The following is a 16,310-nucleotide window of genomic DNA, read 5'->3' on the forward strand; positions in this document are numbered from 1 at the left end:
TTTACCGGCGATTCGTCGCCCAGGGAGACACACTTTCAATGAAACCCATCGCGATTTTCCAGCACACCCACGTCGGTCGGCCCGGCGCCGTCATCACGGTATTGAACGAGCTGGGGGTCCCCTGGGTGCTGGTGCCGGTGATGGACGGCGCGCCCATTCCCGATGACCCGTCCGTCTTCAGCGGCATTATCCTGATGGGCGGCTCCATGGGGGTCAACGACGGCCTTTCCTGGATCGACGACGAGATCCGCCTGGTCGAGCGGGCCCGCCGGCAGGGCATACCGGTGGCGGGCCACTGCCTGGGCAGCCAGGTGATGGCGGCCGCCTTCGGCGGCAAGGTCGAGCGCGGGCCGTCCATGGAGATCGGCTGGCAGAACGTCGATCTGGAACCCGTTCCCGAAGCGGCCGAGTGGTTCGGCGAGGGCGCGGGCGAAGTCTTTCAGTGGCACGGCGACGCCTTCAGCCTGCCCGACGGGTCGCGCCGGCTGGCCGCCAGTGCGCAGTACCCCAACCAGGCCTTCGTGCTGGACGATCGCCATCTGGCCATGCAGTTCCATCTGGAAATGACGCCCGAACTGGTGGACGTCTACGTGCGCGCCAACGGCAAGGTGATGGACCGCGAGTTGGCCAAGGGCGCCGCCGCCGTCAATACGCGCGAAGAAATCGAGGCCGACCTGGACCGGCGCACGGCCGCCATGCACGCCATGCTGCGCAAGGCCTATGCGCGCTGGATCCATGGTCTGAAGCATTGACCGCCGCGGGCTGGCAAGCCCGCACTCTGCAAAAATCGTGTCCCTGGGCGCGCGGATGGCGTGCGCCCGTGCCGATTTGCCCCCCTGAAAACCTTCCGGGAGGGGATAATCGACATGCTTTGTGTACTGAGCGCTGGTAATACGCGCCGCGTCGCAGTATCTTTAGGCTTCAAAGGAGACAAGACATGAACATGCAATCCGATGCCGAGCGCCGCCTGTTCGAGGCCGACGACGAGCGTTGCCGGGCCATGCTGGCCCACGATCTGGACGCCCTGGCGCGCGTGCTGGCCGACGATGTCGTCTACACGCATTCCTCGGCCGTGGTCGACACCAAAGAACAATATCTGCAGTCCCTGCGCGAGGGCCGGACCCGTTATCTGGCGGCGCAACGGCAAAGCGCCCAGGTTCGGCTGTATGGCCCAGTGGCGGTCATGCACGGCCATGTCATCATGCAGATCGAAAGCGGGGGCAAGAAAAAGGACCTCAACAACCTCTTCCAATCGGTGTGGGTCGAGCGCGACGGCCGGTGGCTGCTGGCATCGTGGGCCTCTACCGTGATTCCGCCCGAAACCAAAACTCTGTAACCGCAGACTCGTTTCGTTGCCCCGCCGGGCTTTATGGCCGGGGCGAGACGATATATAAAGTGAACTGAACATCAGGCTCACATCAAGGAGACCCGCGTATGAACGCCGCAGCAGTGCCCGATCCCGCCCCCAATGTCAATGCGCCCGACTGGGTCAGGCATTCCGCTCTCAAGCAGTGGGTGGGACAGATCGCCGAGTTGACCCAGCCGGACCGCATCGAATGGTGCGATGGCTCCCAGGAAGAATACGACAGGCTGTGCGAGATGATGGTGCAGGCCGGCACCTTGCGCCGCCTCAACCCTGAAAAACGGCCCAATTCCTACCTGGCGTGGTCCGATCCCTCGGACGTCGCGCGGGTCGAAGACCGCACCTTCATCTGTTCGCAAAAGCAGGAAGACGCCGGCCCCACCAACAACTGGGTCGATCCGGAGAGCATGCGCCAGACGCTGGGAGGCCTGTTCGCGGGCTGCATGCGCGGCCGCACCATGTACGTGATTCCGTTCTCGATGGGGCCGCTGGGCTCGCCCATCGCGCATATCGGCGTGGAGCTTACCGATTCGCCCTACGTGGTAGCCAATATGCGCATCATGACGCGCATGGGCCGCAAGGTGTACGACGTGCTGGGGCCCGATGGCGCTTTCGTGCCCTGCGTGCATTCTGTCGGCATGCCCCTGCAGCCGGGGCAGAAAGACGTTCGCTGGCCCTGCAACGAGACCAAATACATCGTTCACTATCCCGAAACCCGCGAAATCTGGTCGTTCGGCTCGGGCTACGGGGGCAACGCCCTGCTGGGCAAGAAGTGCTTCGCCCTGCGCATTGCTTCCAGCATGGGACGCGACGAGGGCTGGATGGCCGAGCACATGCTGATTCTCGGCGTCACGTCGCCCACGGGCAAGAAGATGCACGTGGCGGCGGCCTTTCCCTCGGCCTGCGGCAAAACCAATTTCGCCATGCTGATCCCGCCCCGGACGCTGGCGGGCTGGAAGGTCACCACCATCGGCGACGACATCGCCTGGATCAAGCCGGGCGCCGACGGCCGCCTGTATGCCATCAACCCCGAGGCGGGCTATTTCGGCGTGGCGCCGGGCACCAACGAAAAGACCAACTACAACTGCATGGCGTCGCTGCGCGAGAACGTGCTGTTCACCAACGTAGCCTTGACCGACGACGGCGACGTATGGTGGGAGGGCATGGGGCCGGCGCCCGCCCATTGCATCGACTGGCAGGGCAAGGACTGGACGCCTGATTCGGGCCGCAAGGCGGCCCATCCCAATGCGCGCTTCACGGTGGCCGCCGACCAGAATCCCGTCATCGATCCCGAGTGGGACAATCCCGCGGGCGTTCCGATCGACGCCTTCATTTTCGGCGGCCGGCGCTCCGACACCGTGCCGCTGGTCACCGAGGCGCGCAACTGGGTGGAAGGGGTGTACATGGCCGCCACGCAGGGCTCGGAAACCACGGCCGCGGCGGCGGGCAAGCAGGGCGTGGTGCGCCGCGACCCCTTTGCCATGCTGCCTTTCTGCGGCTACAGCATGGGGGCGTACTTCGCGCATTGGCTCGCCCTGGGCAAGCGGCTCGAGCAGTCGGGCGCGACGCTGCCGCGCATCTTCTACGTCAACTGGTTCCAGACCGACGCCGACGGCAGGTTCATCTGGCCCGGTTTCGGCGAGAACATGCGGGTGCTGAAATGGATGCTGGAACGCATCGAAGGAACGGCCCAGGGCCAGGAGAACCTCTTCGGCGTGTCGCCGCGCTACGAGGACATCACCTGGGACGGGCTGGATTTCACCAGCGAGCAATTCCAGGCCATCACCGCCATCGACGCCGAGGCCTGGCGCAAAGAGCTGGGCCTGCATGCCGAGCTGTTCGACAAGCTGCGCGACCACCTGCCGGCCGAACTGGCCAGCCATCAGACGCGTCTCAGCGCGCAGTTGTAGGCTGTCCGGGCCGCCGCTTTTTCCGCATGGAAGCGCGGCGGCCGTATCCCTTTCAACAAGGGGCCCTTGTGGGCCCCTTGTTGCATGAAGCGTCAGGCTTGCGGCGCCTCGCCGGCCCAGGCGCGGCGGATCAGCGCCTCGATGTCTTTCTCGGCCAATGGGCGGGGGTTCCAATAGGGATTCTTCATGGCCAGTTCGGTCGCCTTGGCTATGCCGGACTCAGGCATGCCGATGTCCTTGAGCGCGCGCGGGGCCTTGATGCGCCCTGCGAGCGACCACAAGCCTTCGGCCGCGCTGTCGGCCTTCAGGGCGCGGGCGGCGCGGCGCATGGCCTCGGGCGCCCCGGGCGCATTGTAGGCGGCGGTGTGGGGCAGCATGATGGCGTGGGTTTCGGCGTGGGGCAGGTCGAAGGTGCCGCCCAGCACGTGGCACAGCTTGTGGTGCAGGGCCATGCCGGCCGAACCCAGGCAGATGCCGCACAGCCAGGTGCCGTATTGCGCGCGGGCGCGGGCGTCGCGGTCTTGCGGGTCGGCGATGACGCCGGGCAGCGCCTGGGCCAGCGCGGCGATGCCTTCCTCGGCCATCAGCGAGACGATGGGATTGCGGTCTTGCGCGTACAGGGCCTCGACGGCATGGGCCATGGCGTTCAGCCCGCTGGTGGCCGACAGGGCCGGCGGCAGCGACAGGGTCAGCGAGACATCGTAGATGACGGTCTTGGGCAGTACCAGCGCGTCGCGCAGGGTGGTCTTGACGCCCTTTTCGGTCTGGCCCAGGATAGGCGTCATTTCAGAGCCGGCATAGGTGGTGGGCACGGCGATCTGCGGCAGGCCGGTGCGCAGGGCGATGGCCTTGCCCAGGCCGATGGTCGAGCCGCCGCCCAATCCCACGACGCAGTCCGCGGCCAGGTCCTTTACCTGCTGCATCGCCTGCTCGGTGACTTCGACGGGCGTATGCATGGCCGCTTCGCTGAAGATGCCGACGCATTTTTCGCCCAGCACTTTGGCCACCTGGCCGGCCCAGCCGGCCTGGGCCGACGTGCTCAACACCAATGCACGGCGCGCGCCGAGCTTGTCGATTTCCGCGGGCAGGGCCGCGAGCTTGCCGTCGCCGAACACGACACGGGTCGGCAGCGCTTCGTAGATGAATTCATGGTCCATGTGCGGTCTCGCTGGTTGGATGCCGTTGCTTGATTCAAGCCCGCTTTAGCCGGAAGTCGTAGTGCAGGTAGGCGTAGGGCTCGGTCATGTCGCGGCCGTCCGGCGCCTGGCCGGGCTCGCGCATTTCGTACTCGCGGATCAGCGAGTTCTTGACGCCGAACACCACGTCGCTGTCCAGATAGGTGTCGCCGTCGGCAAAGACGTGGGTCACGAGCTTCTGGAACCCCGGTGCTTCGATCATGAAGTGCACGTGGGCGGGCCGGTAGGGATGGCGGCCCTGGGCCTCGAGCATCTGGCCGACCGGGCCGTCGTCGGGAATGGGGTAGGCCGAAGGGCGCACCGTCCAACAGCTGAATTCGCCCCGGTCATTGGTATGCAGGACGCCGCGCAAGGCCAGCGAGTCGAGGCGCTGCACGTCGTAGAAGCCCTCAGTGTCCGATTGCCACAGGTTGACGGTGGCGCCGGCCAGCGGCTTGCCGTCCTGGTCCGAGACGGTGCCGGTGATCAGCATGGGCGTGCCGGACACGCCTTCGGTGATGTCGCCGCCCAGTTCGTACTGCTTGGCGCCTTCGACATAGAAGGGGCCGAAGACGGTGGTTTCGGTGACGCCTTCGGGCATGCGGTGATTGATGGCGTCCACCAGCATGGACACGCCCAGCGCGTCGGACAGCAGGATGAACTCCTGGCGCTTGTCGTCGCACATATGACCGGTGCGGGTCAGGAAGTCGATGGCGAATTCCCATTCTTCCTGGGTCGGTTCGATCTCGCGCACGAAGTCGTGCAAATGGCGCACCAGCGCTTCGCTGATCTGCTTGATGCGGGGGCTTTTACTGTTTGCGAAGCGTGAGATGACTTCGTCGGTAAGCGTGTGCTCGTTCAGGTCGCGCATCTGGGTCTCCTATTATGCGGTTGTTTTTGCTGCCGGGCCGCCCCGAAGTGTGTCGAGGCTGGGAAGCTGTTTACCGGCGCCCAGCAATGTGTCGAATATGCGTGCGGCGTCGCGGCAGGAATCGCCCCGCCAGGCGACGATCTGGTCGGGCCGTATCAGCGCGAAATCGGCCTCGTACAGACCGCGTGCCCGCGGCTCGTGCACCACGGCCAGGTCCAGGCCTTTTGCGCGGGCCGCGTCCTGGAATGGCAAGCCTTCATTATCCGCGCCCATGCACAGCAGCGTCCATTCGAACCCGAAGGCATCGTACAACGAGCGGCTGTCATCCAGCCACATGTGCGGCGGCCGCCCGCCGGGGCAGGCGGTGGCCGTATACTCGTTGGCTTTGTCGGGCGGCGGTGCGCTGCCATCGGAAATGATGGCGGGCGAGCCGTCGTAGCGTCCCCCGAAGGTGATGCCCGGAATGTTGAACTCGGCGCGGCCGTGGGCCGCCATGTGCGCGCCCGCCTCGCGCCGCGCGGCTTCTCCGGCGGGGCTGTCGTCCTCGATTTCGGGGGCGGGCTTGAACAGGCCCAGCGAGTCGGCGAAGCCGCGCGCATAGCCTGTGTTGCGAATTGCCAGAGGCTGGCGTTCGGCCTGGTAGGAGTCGAGCAGGGCGGGATTCGCCTGGCCTTTCAGCACGGCGGCCAGTTTCCAGCCCAGGTTGACGGCGTCTTCGACCGCGGTGTTGTAGCCCAGGCCGCCCGTGGGAGTGAACAGGTGGGCGGCATCGCCGCCCAGGAAGACGCGGCCTTTTTGAAAGCCGTCGGAGACCAAGGAGTGGCCGGCCGTCCAGGTGCCGTGGGACAGCACCTCGACAGGGATGTCGACGCCGACGCCCGCCTGGAACATCCGGCGCGCGTCATCGGCCGTGAGCCGGCTTTCGTCTTCGCCTTCTTTCAGCTGGGTATGGAAGGCGAACTCGCCCTTGCCGTCGACCGTGGCCATGAAGGCGCGGCGCTCGGGGTTGACGCAGACGTTCATCCAGGCGCGCGCATGCGGCACGGCCTCGTAGAAGGCGGGCGCGCGGGCGTAGACGGCATACATGCGGCCGCCCATGAAATCGCGCTTGATGCCGGTTTCGCCGGTATAGCGGAAGCCGAGCTGTTCGCGCGTCATGCTGCGCGGGCCGTCGGCGCCCACCATGTAGTCGGCTTCGATGCGATGCGGGCGGCCGCTCTCGACGTCTTCGACGTCGATGACGACTTTATCGCCGGCATCGTGGAAAGCCGTCATGCGCCAGCCGTAATGGATGCTGATGCCGGGCAGCTTCTGGGCATGCTTGCGCAGCACCTGCTCGACATATTTCTGCGATACCCGGTGGGGCAGTTCGGCCGCGCTCCACGAGCCGGACAGCGAGTGGATGCGCGTCTTGGCCTCGGCCGCGGAGGGCAGGCTGAAGCGCGCCAGTTCGTGGCGGGCAAAGCGCGTGAAGTAGGCGATGTCGGTGGGAAAGTCGTTGGGCAGGCCCAGGTCGCGGATTTCATCGGCGAAGCCCAGGCGCCGGTAGTGCTCCATGGTGCGCGCCTGGGTGGCGTTGGCTTGCGGGTTGAAGGCGGTGCTGGGTTTGTCGTCGACGAGCACGGCGGTGATGCCGCGCCGGCCCAGCTCGTTGGCGAGCATGAGGCCGCAGGGGCCGCCGCCTATGATGGCGACGGAAGCCGTCGTATGCGTTGCTGTGGCCCGCGTTGCTTTTATCTGATTAGGAAATGCGCACTGGCTCGAACGATCAGGAAGCATGGGAGTGTCTCGGGTAGTGGGATCCATGCCAATAATAGTAAGGATGCCTGACCAGTTTGTCAATGGCCGTTCAGCCTTCGTCGGCGCGCTGCGCGTAAGCGTAAGCGGAGAGGGCCCGTTTCAGCGCCGCGAACGTGTCCGCGCCCAGCTCGCCGGCCATTTCCTGCTCGGCGTTGTGCAACGCCGAGCCGAAGGCCTCCAGCCAGGCCAGGCCCGCTTTAGAGAAGTAGACGATCTTGGCCCGGCCGTCCGCGGGGTCGGGCTGTCGCTCGACGATGCCGCTGGCTTCCAGCTGATGGATCAGCTCGCTCATCGACTGCTTGGTGATGCCGGCCCGCCGCGCCAGCTCGGTGGCGCGGGTGCCGGCCAGGTCGAGATTGCGCGTCACGGTGATGTGGCTCAGCGAGAAGCCGTGGTAGCCCGCGTCTTCCATCTGCTGCAGAATGCCGCTTTCGAAGCGGTCGATGGCGTCATTGAGAAGGCGGCCGATGTTCTCGCGGCGCCAGCCCGGATCGGCGGCATGCGGCCGCGCGGGCTCGGAAGCATTGCGGGAAGCCGCGGCGCGGGTCTTGGGTTTGCTGTTTCTGGTGGTGGGCATCGGGAGGCTGGCCCGCAAGGGGCCGAAGTTCATGTGTCGTACCGCCGTCTTTGGACGGTGGGAGGGTTTTGTTATATGCCGCTGGGAGCGGGGGGTTCGTCGAAGGCGGAGTCGGCGCCGTCGAGCCACTTGCGGCCGCGCTGATACAGGGCCTGGACGATGGGGCCGGTAAGTTCAGGCATGTCGGGCTTGATCTTGAATCCCAGCCGCGACTGCAGATAGGCAAGGTGGCGATACCCTTGGGGAAACTGATGCAGCAGCCTCTGGTCGAGCTCGAGGCGGGCGGCCGGGTCGAGCGGGTCCATGCGGTCTTTCTCGTAAATGGGCTGGCGCCGCACGATGCGCCATTCGTCCTTGCCCGCAATGCTGCGCTGCTCGAAGAAATCGTAGAAGCGGCCGGTGCACAGCACGTCGACACGTTGTCCATCGACCTCGGCACGCTGGCTGATCGTCATCTTGGTTTGCGCGATGGCGCGCTTTCCCTTGACGTCGACGCTGGAGCCGCCCAGGAAATGCAGGATGGAAACGCCGTTCTCGAAGCCGCGGCGGCTGACTTCGATGAATTGCGACGCCGGACCCTGGAACCAGGTGGCCGACATCCAGCCGTCGTCATGCCATACGGTTGCAAAGCGCTCCCAGAAACCGGCGTCGCGCCATACCGCCCAGTTCTGTACGACTTCGGCAATCTGCAGCCGGTGCTGAAACTCCTGGTCCATGTTGCTTCCTTCTCGGTTTACGTGTGATGCCGGTGCGCCGCGGGCGGCGCCTGGCAATGGGAAAACATGGTAATACCGCCTGACTATGTCGTCAACGCGCCTTCCCCGGGCGGGTTGGCGCATGGGCGGTATCAGCCCCGGAATGGATCCGGCCGCTGCGGCGCGTCTTGATTTGCGCTGGAGCGGCCGGCAGAGGGACTGCGCCGCACGAGAGCATGCGGCGCCGAGGGCAGGGCTTACAGGCCGGGGTCTTTCACGTCTTTGAAGGTTTCGAACTCGACGTTGTAGATCTGGCCGTCGACCATTTCAGAACGACGGATGTAGACGTTCTGAACGATGTCGCGGGTTTCGGGGTCGATGGAGACGGGGCCGCGCGGGCTGGTCCAGCTCATGCCCTTCATGGCTTCGACGAGCTGGTCGCCGGTGGCATCGGCGCCGGCTTTCTCGAGCGCGGCGTAGATCAGGTGCATGCCGTCATAGCCGCCCACCGACATGAAGTTGGGGCGCATGGAGTTGTTGGTGAGCTTGCGGAAGGCAGCCACATACTCTTTGTTCTCGGGCGAATCGTGGGCGGCCGAATAGTGCTGCGAGGTGACGATGTCGAGCGCTTCGGAGCCCATGCTGGGCAGCAGGTCGTCGTCGAGCACGTCGCCCGTGCCGATGAGCTGGATGCCGGCCTTCTTGAGGCCTTTTTCGGCGAACTGCTTCATGAGGGCGGTGCCCGCGCCCGAGGGCACGAAGATGAAGACCGCGTCGGGCTTGGCGTCTTTTACGCGCTGGATGAAGGGAGCGAAATCGGGATTCTGCAAGGGAACACGCAGCGAGTCTAGGATTTCACCGCCCTGCTTGGTGTATTCCTTGACGAAGACTTTTTCGGAATCATGGCCCGGACCGTAGTCGGAGATGAGGGTGATGACCTTCTTGATGCCGGACTCGGGACGCGCCGACCACTGCGCCATGGGCGTGACGATCTGCGGCACCGTCTGCGAGGTGCGGACGATGTAGGGCGATTTTTCCATGATGGACGAGGTGGCGGCGGCCATGACGACCATGGGCGTCTTGGACTGCGTGGCCACCGGCGCTGCGGCGAAGGCCAGCGGCGTCAGGCCGAAGCCGGCCAGCACGTTGACTTTTTCTTGCACGACCAGTTCCTGGGCCAGGCGCTTGGTGACTTCCGGGGCCAGGCCGGTGTCGTCTTTGAGAATGATCTGGATCTTGCGGCCCGCGACCGTGTCGCCGTGCTGCTGCACGTACAGGCGCGTTGCGGCGTCGATCTGCTTGCCGGTCGAGGCGAAGGGGCCGGTCATGGGCAGGATGAGCCCGATCTTGAAAGGCTCGGCTGCCTGAACGGATGTAGCGGCGGCCAGAATGCCCGTCGCCAGCACGGTCTTCAAAAGGCGTTTCATTGTGTCTTCTCCACAGGTTGTTAGCTATTGTGCGCCATCCATGGGCGGATGGACCTAGCATTTTTCTACATCACTGAAATTATGACCGGAGAAAAAATAATTGCACAGGTCCTAATTCATTTTGTCATATTCAGTGTGCTTTGTCTTGCCGGTATTTTTACGGGATCCCAACGGCGCGCCGCATGAAAGAAGCACATAAGGAAGCGGCTCGCCATGCAATCATGGCGAGCCGACGGCTCGATATTGAGTGTTCGGAATGTGACCGGCGCAATGGCACGCATTGTCCGCCGCCCCGGGTCAGTCAGCGATGGCGACGGTGATGTCGGTGATGGTGCTTGGGGCCCTTGTAGTAGCGCTTGTCCACATGGCGATGAGGCGCGGGGTGATAGTGGCGGCCCCTGTCCCAGCCGCGCGAACGATAGCGGGGTTCTTCCGTCAGAATATTGCCCAGCAGGCCCCCGGCGGCCGCACCGCCTATCGTGTAGAGCGGGTCGCCCTGTGAAATGACGGCGCCGGCGGCCGCGCCCAGGCCCGCGCCGATCAAGGTGTTGTCGGTCTTTCTGTCTCGAGCGTTTGCGCAGCCGGCCATGGCGAAAGCCAATAGGCCTACGGCTGTGAGACGGGCAAGACTGGATCGCGTTTTCATGTGAGGCTCCATTCCTGTTGCGTGATGGTTGAAGCGTAGCCACGGGCTATGGGGCGTGCAAGCGACAAAAGCCGTTTTGCAGCGGACTGAAACCAATTCGCCTCGATGCGGGGTGTTTGGTAACTTTTGTGTTTCGGCCAAGGCGAAAAAAGTCAGAGTTCGTACAGATTGTGAAAGGCCATGCACTATATTGGCATTCGAGGAGGAACGTTTTTTTGATTGAGATGCGGATCAGAGCGAAGCGATGCGTGGCGGCCTGGGCGGCGCTGGCGTGCGGGATGGCCATGGCGGCCTGCGCCGCGCCGCCGGCGTCGCCGGCCGACGAGGACAAGAATCCCGAGGGAAGCAGCGGCTACGCGGAAAAGCCGCTGGTGCGCGCCGAGCGCTTCATGGTCGCAAGCGCAAACCCCCTGGCTTCGGAAGCGGGCTACGACATGCTGCGCCAAGGGGGCAGCGCCATCGACGCCGCCATCGCCACCCAGCTGGTGCTGAATCTGACCGAACCCCAATCGTCCGGCATAGGCGGCGGAGCCTTCATCGTGTACTACGACAGCGCGACGCAGCAACTCAAGGTCTACGACGGCCGTGAAACCGCGCCCTCCTCGGCGCAGCCCGCCCGGTTCATGCGCGACGGCCGGACGCTGTCATACGGCGCTGCGGTCAATAGCGGGTTGTCGGTAGGGGTGCCCGGTGTTTTGCGGGCCATGGAGCTGGCTCACAAACGGCAGGGCAAACTGCCTTGGTCCGAGCTGTTCAAGCCTGCGATCCGGCTCGCGGAGCAGGGCTTCCGGGTGTCGCCCCGGCTGCATAAGCTCGTCTCTGAAAACAAGGCGCTGGCCAGCCAGGGCGCCGCGGCCGCCTACTTTCTCGACGAACGGGGCCGGCCCTGGCCGGTGGGCCATGTGTTGAAGAATCCCGACTTTGCAGAGGTCTTGCGCCGGGTGGCAAAGCAGGGCGCCGACGCGTTCTACACGGGCGCCATCGCCCGCGGCATCGTTGCGGCGGTGCGGGCGCACGAGACGCCGGGCGACATGACGCTGGCCGATCTGTCGCGTTACCGGGCAAAGGAACGGGAGCCCTTATGCGGCACGTACCGCTTGTATCGCGTTTGCGGCGTGCCGCCGCCCAGCGCGGGCGTGTTGGGCGTCCTGCAGATGTTGGGCATGCTCGAACAATTTCCGATGTCGCAGTTTGCTCCCCTCGGTCTCGAGGCGGTGCACTATTTTTCGGAAGCGGGACGGCTGGCGTATGCGGATCGGGACTTCTACGTCGCCGACCCGGACTTCGTCGATGTGCCGGCCAAGGCGTTGATCGATCCGGCGTATCTCCAGGCCAGGGCGGCGCTCATCGACCCTGACCGCAGCATGGGCGTTGCGCCGCCGGGCGATCCGGTGTCGCGCCTCGCGTCGCTGGGGCGCGACAACGCGCTGGAGATTCCCTCCACCAGCCATATCGTCGTCGTGGACGCCGAGGGCGACATGCTGTCCATGACCACCACGATAGAGTCCGCCTTCGGCAGCAAGATTTTCGTGCATGGCTTTCTGCTGAACAATCAGCTCACCGATTTTTCACACAATCCCGTCGATGCCCAGGGGCGCCTGGTGGCCAACCGTGTCGAAGGCGGCAAGCGCCCGCGCAGCACGATGGCGCCGATCATCGTGTTTCGCGACGCAAAGCCCTACATGGCGATTGGCTCGCCGGGCGGAAGCGCCATCATGAACTACGTGGCCCAGACGCTGGTCGGCGTGATCGATTGGAAGCTGGACATACAGCAGGCTGTCTCTCTGCCGCACTACGGCAGCCGCAACAAGCAGACCGAGCTGGAGCGGGGCACGCCGCTGGAAAAGCTGGCGCAGCCGCTTCGGGCCATGGGCCACGACGTCAGCGTGCACGAATTTCCCAGCGGCCTGCAGGGCATCGTCATCGACGAGCATGGCCTGTCGGGGGGCGCCGACCCGCGGCGCGAAGGCAAAGTGCTGGGCGATTGAAGTGAATGTCTTTACGATACGTATGATCCGGAATGCACGGCATTCCAAAACCGGGCTTGAAGCATCGTCATGAATTACAACTGGAACTGGATGGTTTTCTGGGACCCGTCGCCGGACGGCACGGGCACCTATCTCTATACGCTGATTCGCGGAGTCTATTGGACGCTGGGGGCATCGGCCGCTGCGTGGGTCATTGCGCTTGTATTCGGAGTGGTGGTGGGCGTGCTGCGCACCAGCCGCATCGGCTGGCTCGAGCGCCTGTGCGCAGGCTATGTAGAGCTGTTTCGCAACGTGCCGCTGCTGGTGCAGATATTCCTGTGGTACTTCGTCATGCCCGAGGTGGTGCCCGAGTCGCTGGGACAGGCCATCAAGGCCGCCGACCCTACCTGGAGCACGTTCTGGACTGCAGTGGTCGCCCTGGGCCTGTTCACGTCGGCCCGTATCGCCGAGCAGATACGAGCGGGCATCGAATCGCTGCCGCGGGGGCAAAGCATGGCGGCGACGGCGCTGGGCCTGACGCGCCCGCAGTCTTACCGCTACGTGCTGCTGCCCATGACGGCGCGCATCATCATGCCGCCCCTGGCGTCCGAGGCCTTGAACCTCATCAAGAACTCGTCCGTGGCGTTCACCATCGGCCTGCTCGAGCTGACCGGGGCCGCGCGGGCCATGCAGGAATTCACCTTCCAGATCTTCGAATCTTTTGCGGCGGCGACGGTGCTGTACCTGGTCATCAATATATTGGTCGTGGCGGGCATGCGCTGCATCGAGCGACGCCTGCAGGTGCCCGGCTACCTGGGCGCGGCAAGGTAAGGGGCGCAAGATGACCGGATTCGATTTCGACACCATCGTGCGCACGGCGCCCTACCTGTTCAAGGTGGGCCTGGCGTTTACCTTGAAGCTGACGGTTCTGTCGACGGTGGGCGCCATCATACTGGGCACCCTGCTGGCCATGATGCGCCTGTCTTCCAACAGGGTGCTGTCCGGCGCGGCGGGGACATATGTGAATTTGATGCGGGCACTGCCGCTGATCCTGATCATTTTCTGGTTCTATTTCCTGGTGCCCTACATCGTGGGCTGGGTCACGCAGGCGGGCCGGCCGATTGCGGTGGGCGGCTTCACGTCGGCGCTCATCACCTTCATCTTGTTCGAGGCGGCCTACTTCTGCGAGATCATGCGTGCAGGCATACAGTCGATTCCCAGCGGACAGGCGGGCGCGGGCTATGCGCTGGGCCTGAACTACTGGCAGGTGATGGGCAAGATCGTGCTGCCGCAGGCTTTCCGCAACATGACGCCGCTGCTGCTGACGCAGATGATCGTGGTGTTCCAGGACACGTCGCTGGTCTATGTGCTGTCGCTCACGGATTTTCTCGGGGCGGCCAACAACGTGGCGCAGCGCGACGGGCGGCTGGTGGAAATGTTCGTTTTCGCGGCCGTGGTCTATTTCATTATTTCGTACACCGCGTCGCGCCTCGTCAAAGTGGTCGAACGGCGCATGGCGATCGCTCGTTAAGGTGCAAGGAGTTTTGCAGTGATTGAATTCAAGAATGTCAGCAAGTGGTACGGTTCCTTCCAGGTGCTGAAGAACTGCTCGACCTCGGTGGAAAAAGGCGAGGTGGTGGTGGTGTGCGGCCCGTCGGGTTCGGGCAAGTCGACCTTGATCAAGACGGCGAATGGGCTGGAGCCGTTTCAAGAGGGCGAGATCTGGATCAACGGGGTGTCGGTGGGCGCGCGCGATACCAATCTGCCCAAGCTGCGCTCTCAGATCGGCATGGTGTTCCAGCACTTCGAACTGTTCCCGCATTTGTCGGTGATGCGCAATCTGACGCTGGCCCAGGTGAAGGTGCTGGGCCGCAAGGAGGCCGAGGCGCAGCGGCGGGGCCGCGAGCTGCTCGAGCGGGTGGGGCTGAGCGCGCACGTGGACAAGTTTCCGGGGCAGTTGTCGGGCGGCCAGCAGCAGCGGGTGGCGATCGCCCGGGCGCTGGCGATGGACCCGGTGGCGATGCTGTTCGACGAGCCTACCTCGGCGCTCGATCCCGAGATGGTGAACGAGGTGCTGGATGTGATGGTGGACCTGGCGCGCGAGGGGATGACGATGATGGTGGTGACGCACGAGATGGGGTTTGCGCGCAAGGTGGCGGACCGGGTGGTGTTCATGGACGAGGGGGCGATTGTGGAGGACTGCCTGAAGGAGGAGTTCTTTGGCGATCCGGAGGGACGGTCCGAGCGGGCGAAGCAGTTTCTTTCGAAGATACTGTCGCATTCTTGAGGATTGTCGTTGGTTGCTGTCTTGTTGAAGCTGAGGTAGATACGCGTTTGGGGTATAGGGATGGCGTCGTACTTGGTATCTCGATTGGATGCTAGGTCGGGCGCTGGATCGGGCTCTAGATCGGATTCTAGATTAGGTACCAGATTGGGTTTTTAAACGCCGCCGTGGACGAGGCCCATTTAGTCCGGGCGGTCGGGCGGTCCGAGGCAGCGCCCTCCAACGCCCGGCCTAAATGGGCCTCGTCCACGACGGCTTGCAATGGGGACTGGCCGCGACTGTGATAAAGGCTTCGGCAGCTCCCGAAGCTTTTTCGATGCTCCACATCACCACATCAAGCAGCAGAGCGCCGGCTTGTATGGCTTGCCCGAACATGAGCCGTCGGAGGATAAAGTGCCTGCGCCGGGCGTTGGAGGGCGCTGCCTCGGACCGCCCGACCGCCCGGCGCAGGCACTTTATCCTCCGGCGGCGTTTAAGGACCCAACGAAAGCTTCACAATAAGCACACGCCAGCCCTTGAAGACACAAGCTCCGCCCAGCCCGAGGTACCGAAAAAGGCCTCCGCCGCCATGCCCTACCCCGGCGTGCCCGTCACAGGCAGCACGATCCCGGTGATGTAGCTGGAGCATACGGGCGAGGCCAGGAAGACATAGGCCGGCGAGAGCTCTTCGGGCTGGGCGGGGCGGCCCAGCTCGGCGCTCTTGCCGAACGATTCGAGCTGTTCCGGCTGGCGGTCGGCGGGGTTCAGCGGCGTCCAGACCGGACCGGGGGCCACGGCGTTGACGCGTATTTCCTTCTTGGCCAGGTTGGAGGCCAGCGACATGGTGAAAGCGTGAATGGCGCCCTTGGTGGTCGAGTAGTCCAGCAGCTCGCCCTGGCCACGAAGGCCCGTCACGGAGCCCGTGTTGATGATGCTGGAGCCCGGCTTGAGATGGGGCAGGGCGGCGCGGGCCATGTAGAAATAGCCATAGATATTGGTGCGCATGGTCTCGTCGAAGCGTTCGTCGCTGATGTCCTCGAGCGATGCGGCATGCTCCTGGAAGGCGGCGTTGTTGACGAGGATGTCCAACTGGCCGAAAGCCTCGATGGTCTGCCTGACGGCATCCCGGCAGAAGGTCGGGTTCTTGACGTCGCCCGGGATGCAGATGGCGCGTCGTCCTTCCGCCTCGATGTGGCGGCAGGTTTCCTTGGCATCTTCGTGCTCGTTCAAATAGATGATGGAGACATTGGCGCCCTCGCGCGCAAACAGCACGGCCACCGCGCGGCCTATGCCCGAGTCGCCTCCCGTGACGATGGCGGACATGCCGCGCAGCTTTTCGCTGCCCTGGTAGTCGGGGGCCATGAATTGCGGCCGGGGGTCGAGCTCGCTTTCTTCGCCGGGCTTTTCCAGCTTCTGGCCCGGCATGGGCGGTTCGGGATGTTCGCGCGCGCCGGTCTGCGCGGCGTCCTGCTGGCCGCCTCCGGACGAGCCGCCCTTCCGGCTGTCGAGCCGGTCCTGTTCGTCCTGCAGACGACGCTGCTTCTGGGCGGTCTGCTCGGCTCGGGCGCGATCGTCGTCGTGTTTACCTGTGGTCATCTTCAACTCCTGGATACAAA

Annotated in this window: 15 protein-coding genes; 7 read left to right on the forward strand and 8 right to left on the reverse strand. The window is 64.4% G+C overall.

Translation table 11 applies throughout. From position 1 onward, the window contains the following. The first annotated feature begins 38 nt into the window (after positions 1-38). The 3 genes from CSC67_RS06640 to CSC67_RS06650 all read left to right on the forward strand — a co-directional run bounded on the left by CSC67_RS06640 (position 39) and on the right by CSC67_RS06650 (position 3,273). Positions 39-752, forward strand: coding sequence for a type 1 glutamine amidotransferase (locus CSC67_RS06640; RefSeq protein WP_118993707.1), 714 nt, complete (start codon positions 39-41; stop codon positions 750-752). A 185-nt stretch (positions 753-937) separates the two neighbouring features. After that, positions 938-1,336: a nuclear transport factor 2 family protein gene (locus tag CSC67_RS06645; protein ID WP_118993708.1), complete on the forward strand. Its 399-nt coding sequence runs from the start codon at positions 938-940 to the stop codon at positions 1,334-1,336. A gap of 98 nt (positions 1,337-1,434) precedes the next feature. Beyond that, positions 1,435-3,273 carry a phosphoenolpyruvate carboxykinase (GTP) gene (locus tag CSC67_RS06650; RefSeq protein WP_118993709.1) on the forward strand — a complete coding sequence of 613 codons (1,839 nt, stop codon included), beginning with the start codon at positions 1,435-1,437 and terminating at the stop codon, positions 3,271-3,273. Positions 3,274-3,365: 92 nt separating this feature from the next. Here the strand turns inward: CSC67_RS06650 and CSC67_RS06655 are convergent, their stop codons facing one another. The 7 genes from CSC67_RS06655 to CSC67_RS06685 form a co-directional block, all read right to left on the reverse strand. Next, entirely contained in the window at positions 3,366-4,430 is a 1,065-nt protein-coding gene (locus CSC67_RS06655; RefSeq protein WP_118993710.1) for a maleylacetate reductase, read from the reverse strand. A 34-nt stretch (positions 4,431-4,464) separates the two neighbouring features. Further along, a complete protein-coding gene (locus tag CSC67_RS06660) occupies positions 4,465-5,319 on the reverse strand; it encodes an intradiol ring-cleavage dioxygenase (protein WP_118993711.1) in 855 nt (284 codons plus the stop codon). A 12-nt stretch (positions 5,320-5,331) separates the two neighbouring features. Beyond that, positions 5,332-7,098 (reverse strand): FAD-dependent oxidoreductase, encoded by a 1,767-nt coding sequence (locus tag CSC67_RS06665; protein WP_245220149.1) that lies wholly within the window; start codon positions 7,096-7,098, stop codon positions 5,332-5,334. Positions 7,099-7,168: 70 nt separating this feature from the next. After that, complete coding sequence (locus CSC67_RS06670) at positions 7,169-7,729, reverse strand: MarR family winged helix-turn-helix transcriptional regulator (protein ID WP_245220150.1); 561 nt, start codon at positions 7,727-7,729, stop codon at positions 7,169-7,171. Between the two features lie 38 nt (positions 7,730-7,767). Beyond that, positions 7,768-8,412, reverse strand: coding sequence for a nuclear transport factor 2 family protein (locus CSC67_RS06675; RefSeq protein WP_118993712.1), 645 nt, complete (start codon positions 8,410-8,412; stop codon positions 7,768-7,770). 236 nt (positions 8,413-8,648) lie between these two features. After that, the gene (locus CSC67_RS06680; protein WP_167752780.1) at positions 8,649-9,818 is read right to left on the reverse strand and encodes an ABC transporter substrate-binding protein; all 1,170 of its coding nucleotides are present in this window, start codon (positions 9,816-9,818) and stop codon (positions 8,649-8,651) included. 301 nt (positions 9,819-10,119) lie between these two features. Then, a complete protein-coding gene (locus tag CSC67_RS06685; RefSeq protein WP_118993714.1) occupies positions 10,120-10,464 on the reverse strand; it encodes a hypothetical protein in 345 nt (114 codons plus the stop codon). 224 nt (positions 10,465-10,688) lie between these two features. Between CSC67_RS06685 and ggt the strand changes: the two genes are divergently transcribed. The 4 genes from ggt to CSC67_RS06705 all read left to right on the forward strand — a co-directional run bounded on the left by ggt (position 10,689) and on the right by CSC67_RS06705 (position 14,718). Next, the gene (gene ggt / locus CSC67_RS06690) at positions 10,689-12,452 is read left to right on the forward strand and encodes a gamma-glutamyltransferase (protein ID WP_425337633.1); all 1,764 of its coding nucleotides are present in this window, start codon (positions 10,689-10,691) and stop codon (positions 12,450-12,452) included. A 69-nt stretch (positions 12,453-12,521) separates the two neighbouring features. After that, positions 12,522-13,262 (forward strand): amino acid ABC transporter permease, encoded by a 741-nt coding sequence (locus tag CSC67_RS06695; protein WP_118993716.1) that lies wholly within the window; start codon positions 12,522-12,524, stop codon positions 13,260-13,262. Positions 13,263-13,272: 10 nt separating this feature from the next. Beyond that, entirely contained in the window at positions 13,273-13,962 is a 690-nt protein-coding gene (locus CSC67_RS06700) for an amino acid ABC transporter permease (protein WP_118993717.1), read from the forward strand. Positions 13,963-13,980: 18 nt separating this feature from the next. Further along, positions 13,981-14,718 carry an amino acid ABC transporter ATP-binding protein gene (locus tag CSC67_RS06705; RefSeq protein WP_118993718.1) on the forward strand — a complete coding sequence of 246 codons (738 nt, stop codon included), beginning with the start codon at positions 13,981-13,983 and terminating at the stop codon, positions 14,716-14,718. 570 nt (positions 14,719-15,288) lie between these two features. Here the strand turns inward: CSC67_RS06705 and CSC67_RS06710 are convergent. Next, positions 15,289-16,290: an SDR family oxidoreductase gene (locus tag CSC67_RS06710; protein WP_118993719.1), complete on the reverse strand. Its 1,002-nt coding sequence runs from the start codon at positions 16,288-16,290 to the stop codon at positions 15,289-15,291. Positions 16,291-16,310 lie beyond the last annotated feature (20 nt).

Origin of the sequence: Pusillimonas caeni, from assembly GCF_003545815.1 — a bacterium.
In the GTDB taxonomy this organism is placed as follows: Bacteria; Pseudomonadota; Gammaproteobacteria; order Burkholderiales; family Burkholderiaceae_B; genus Pusillimonas; species Pusillimonas caeni.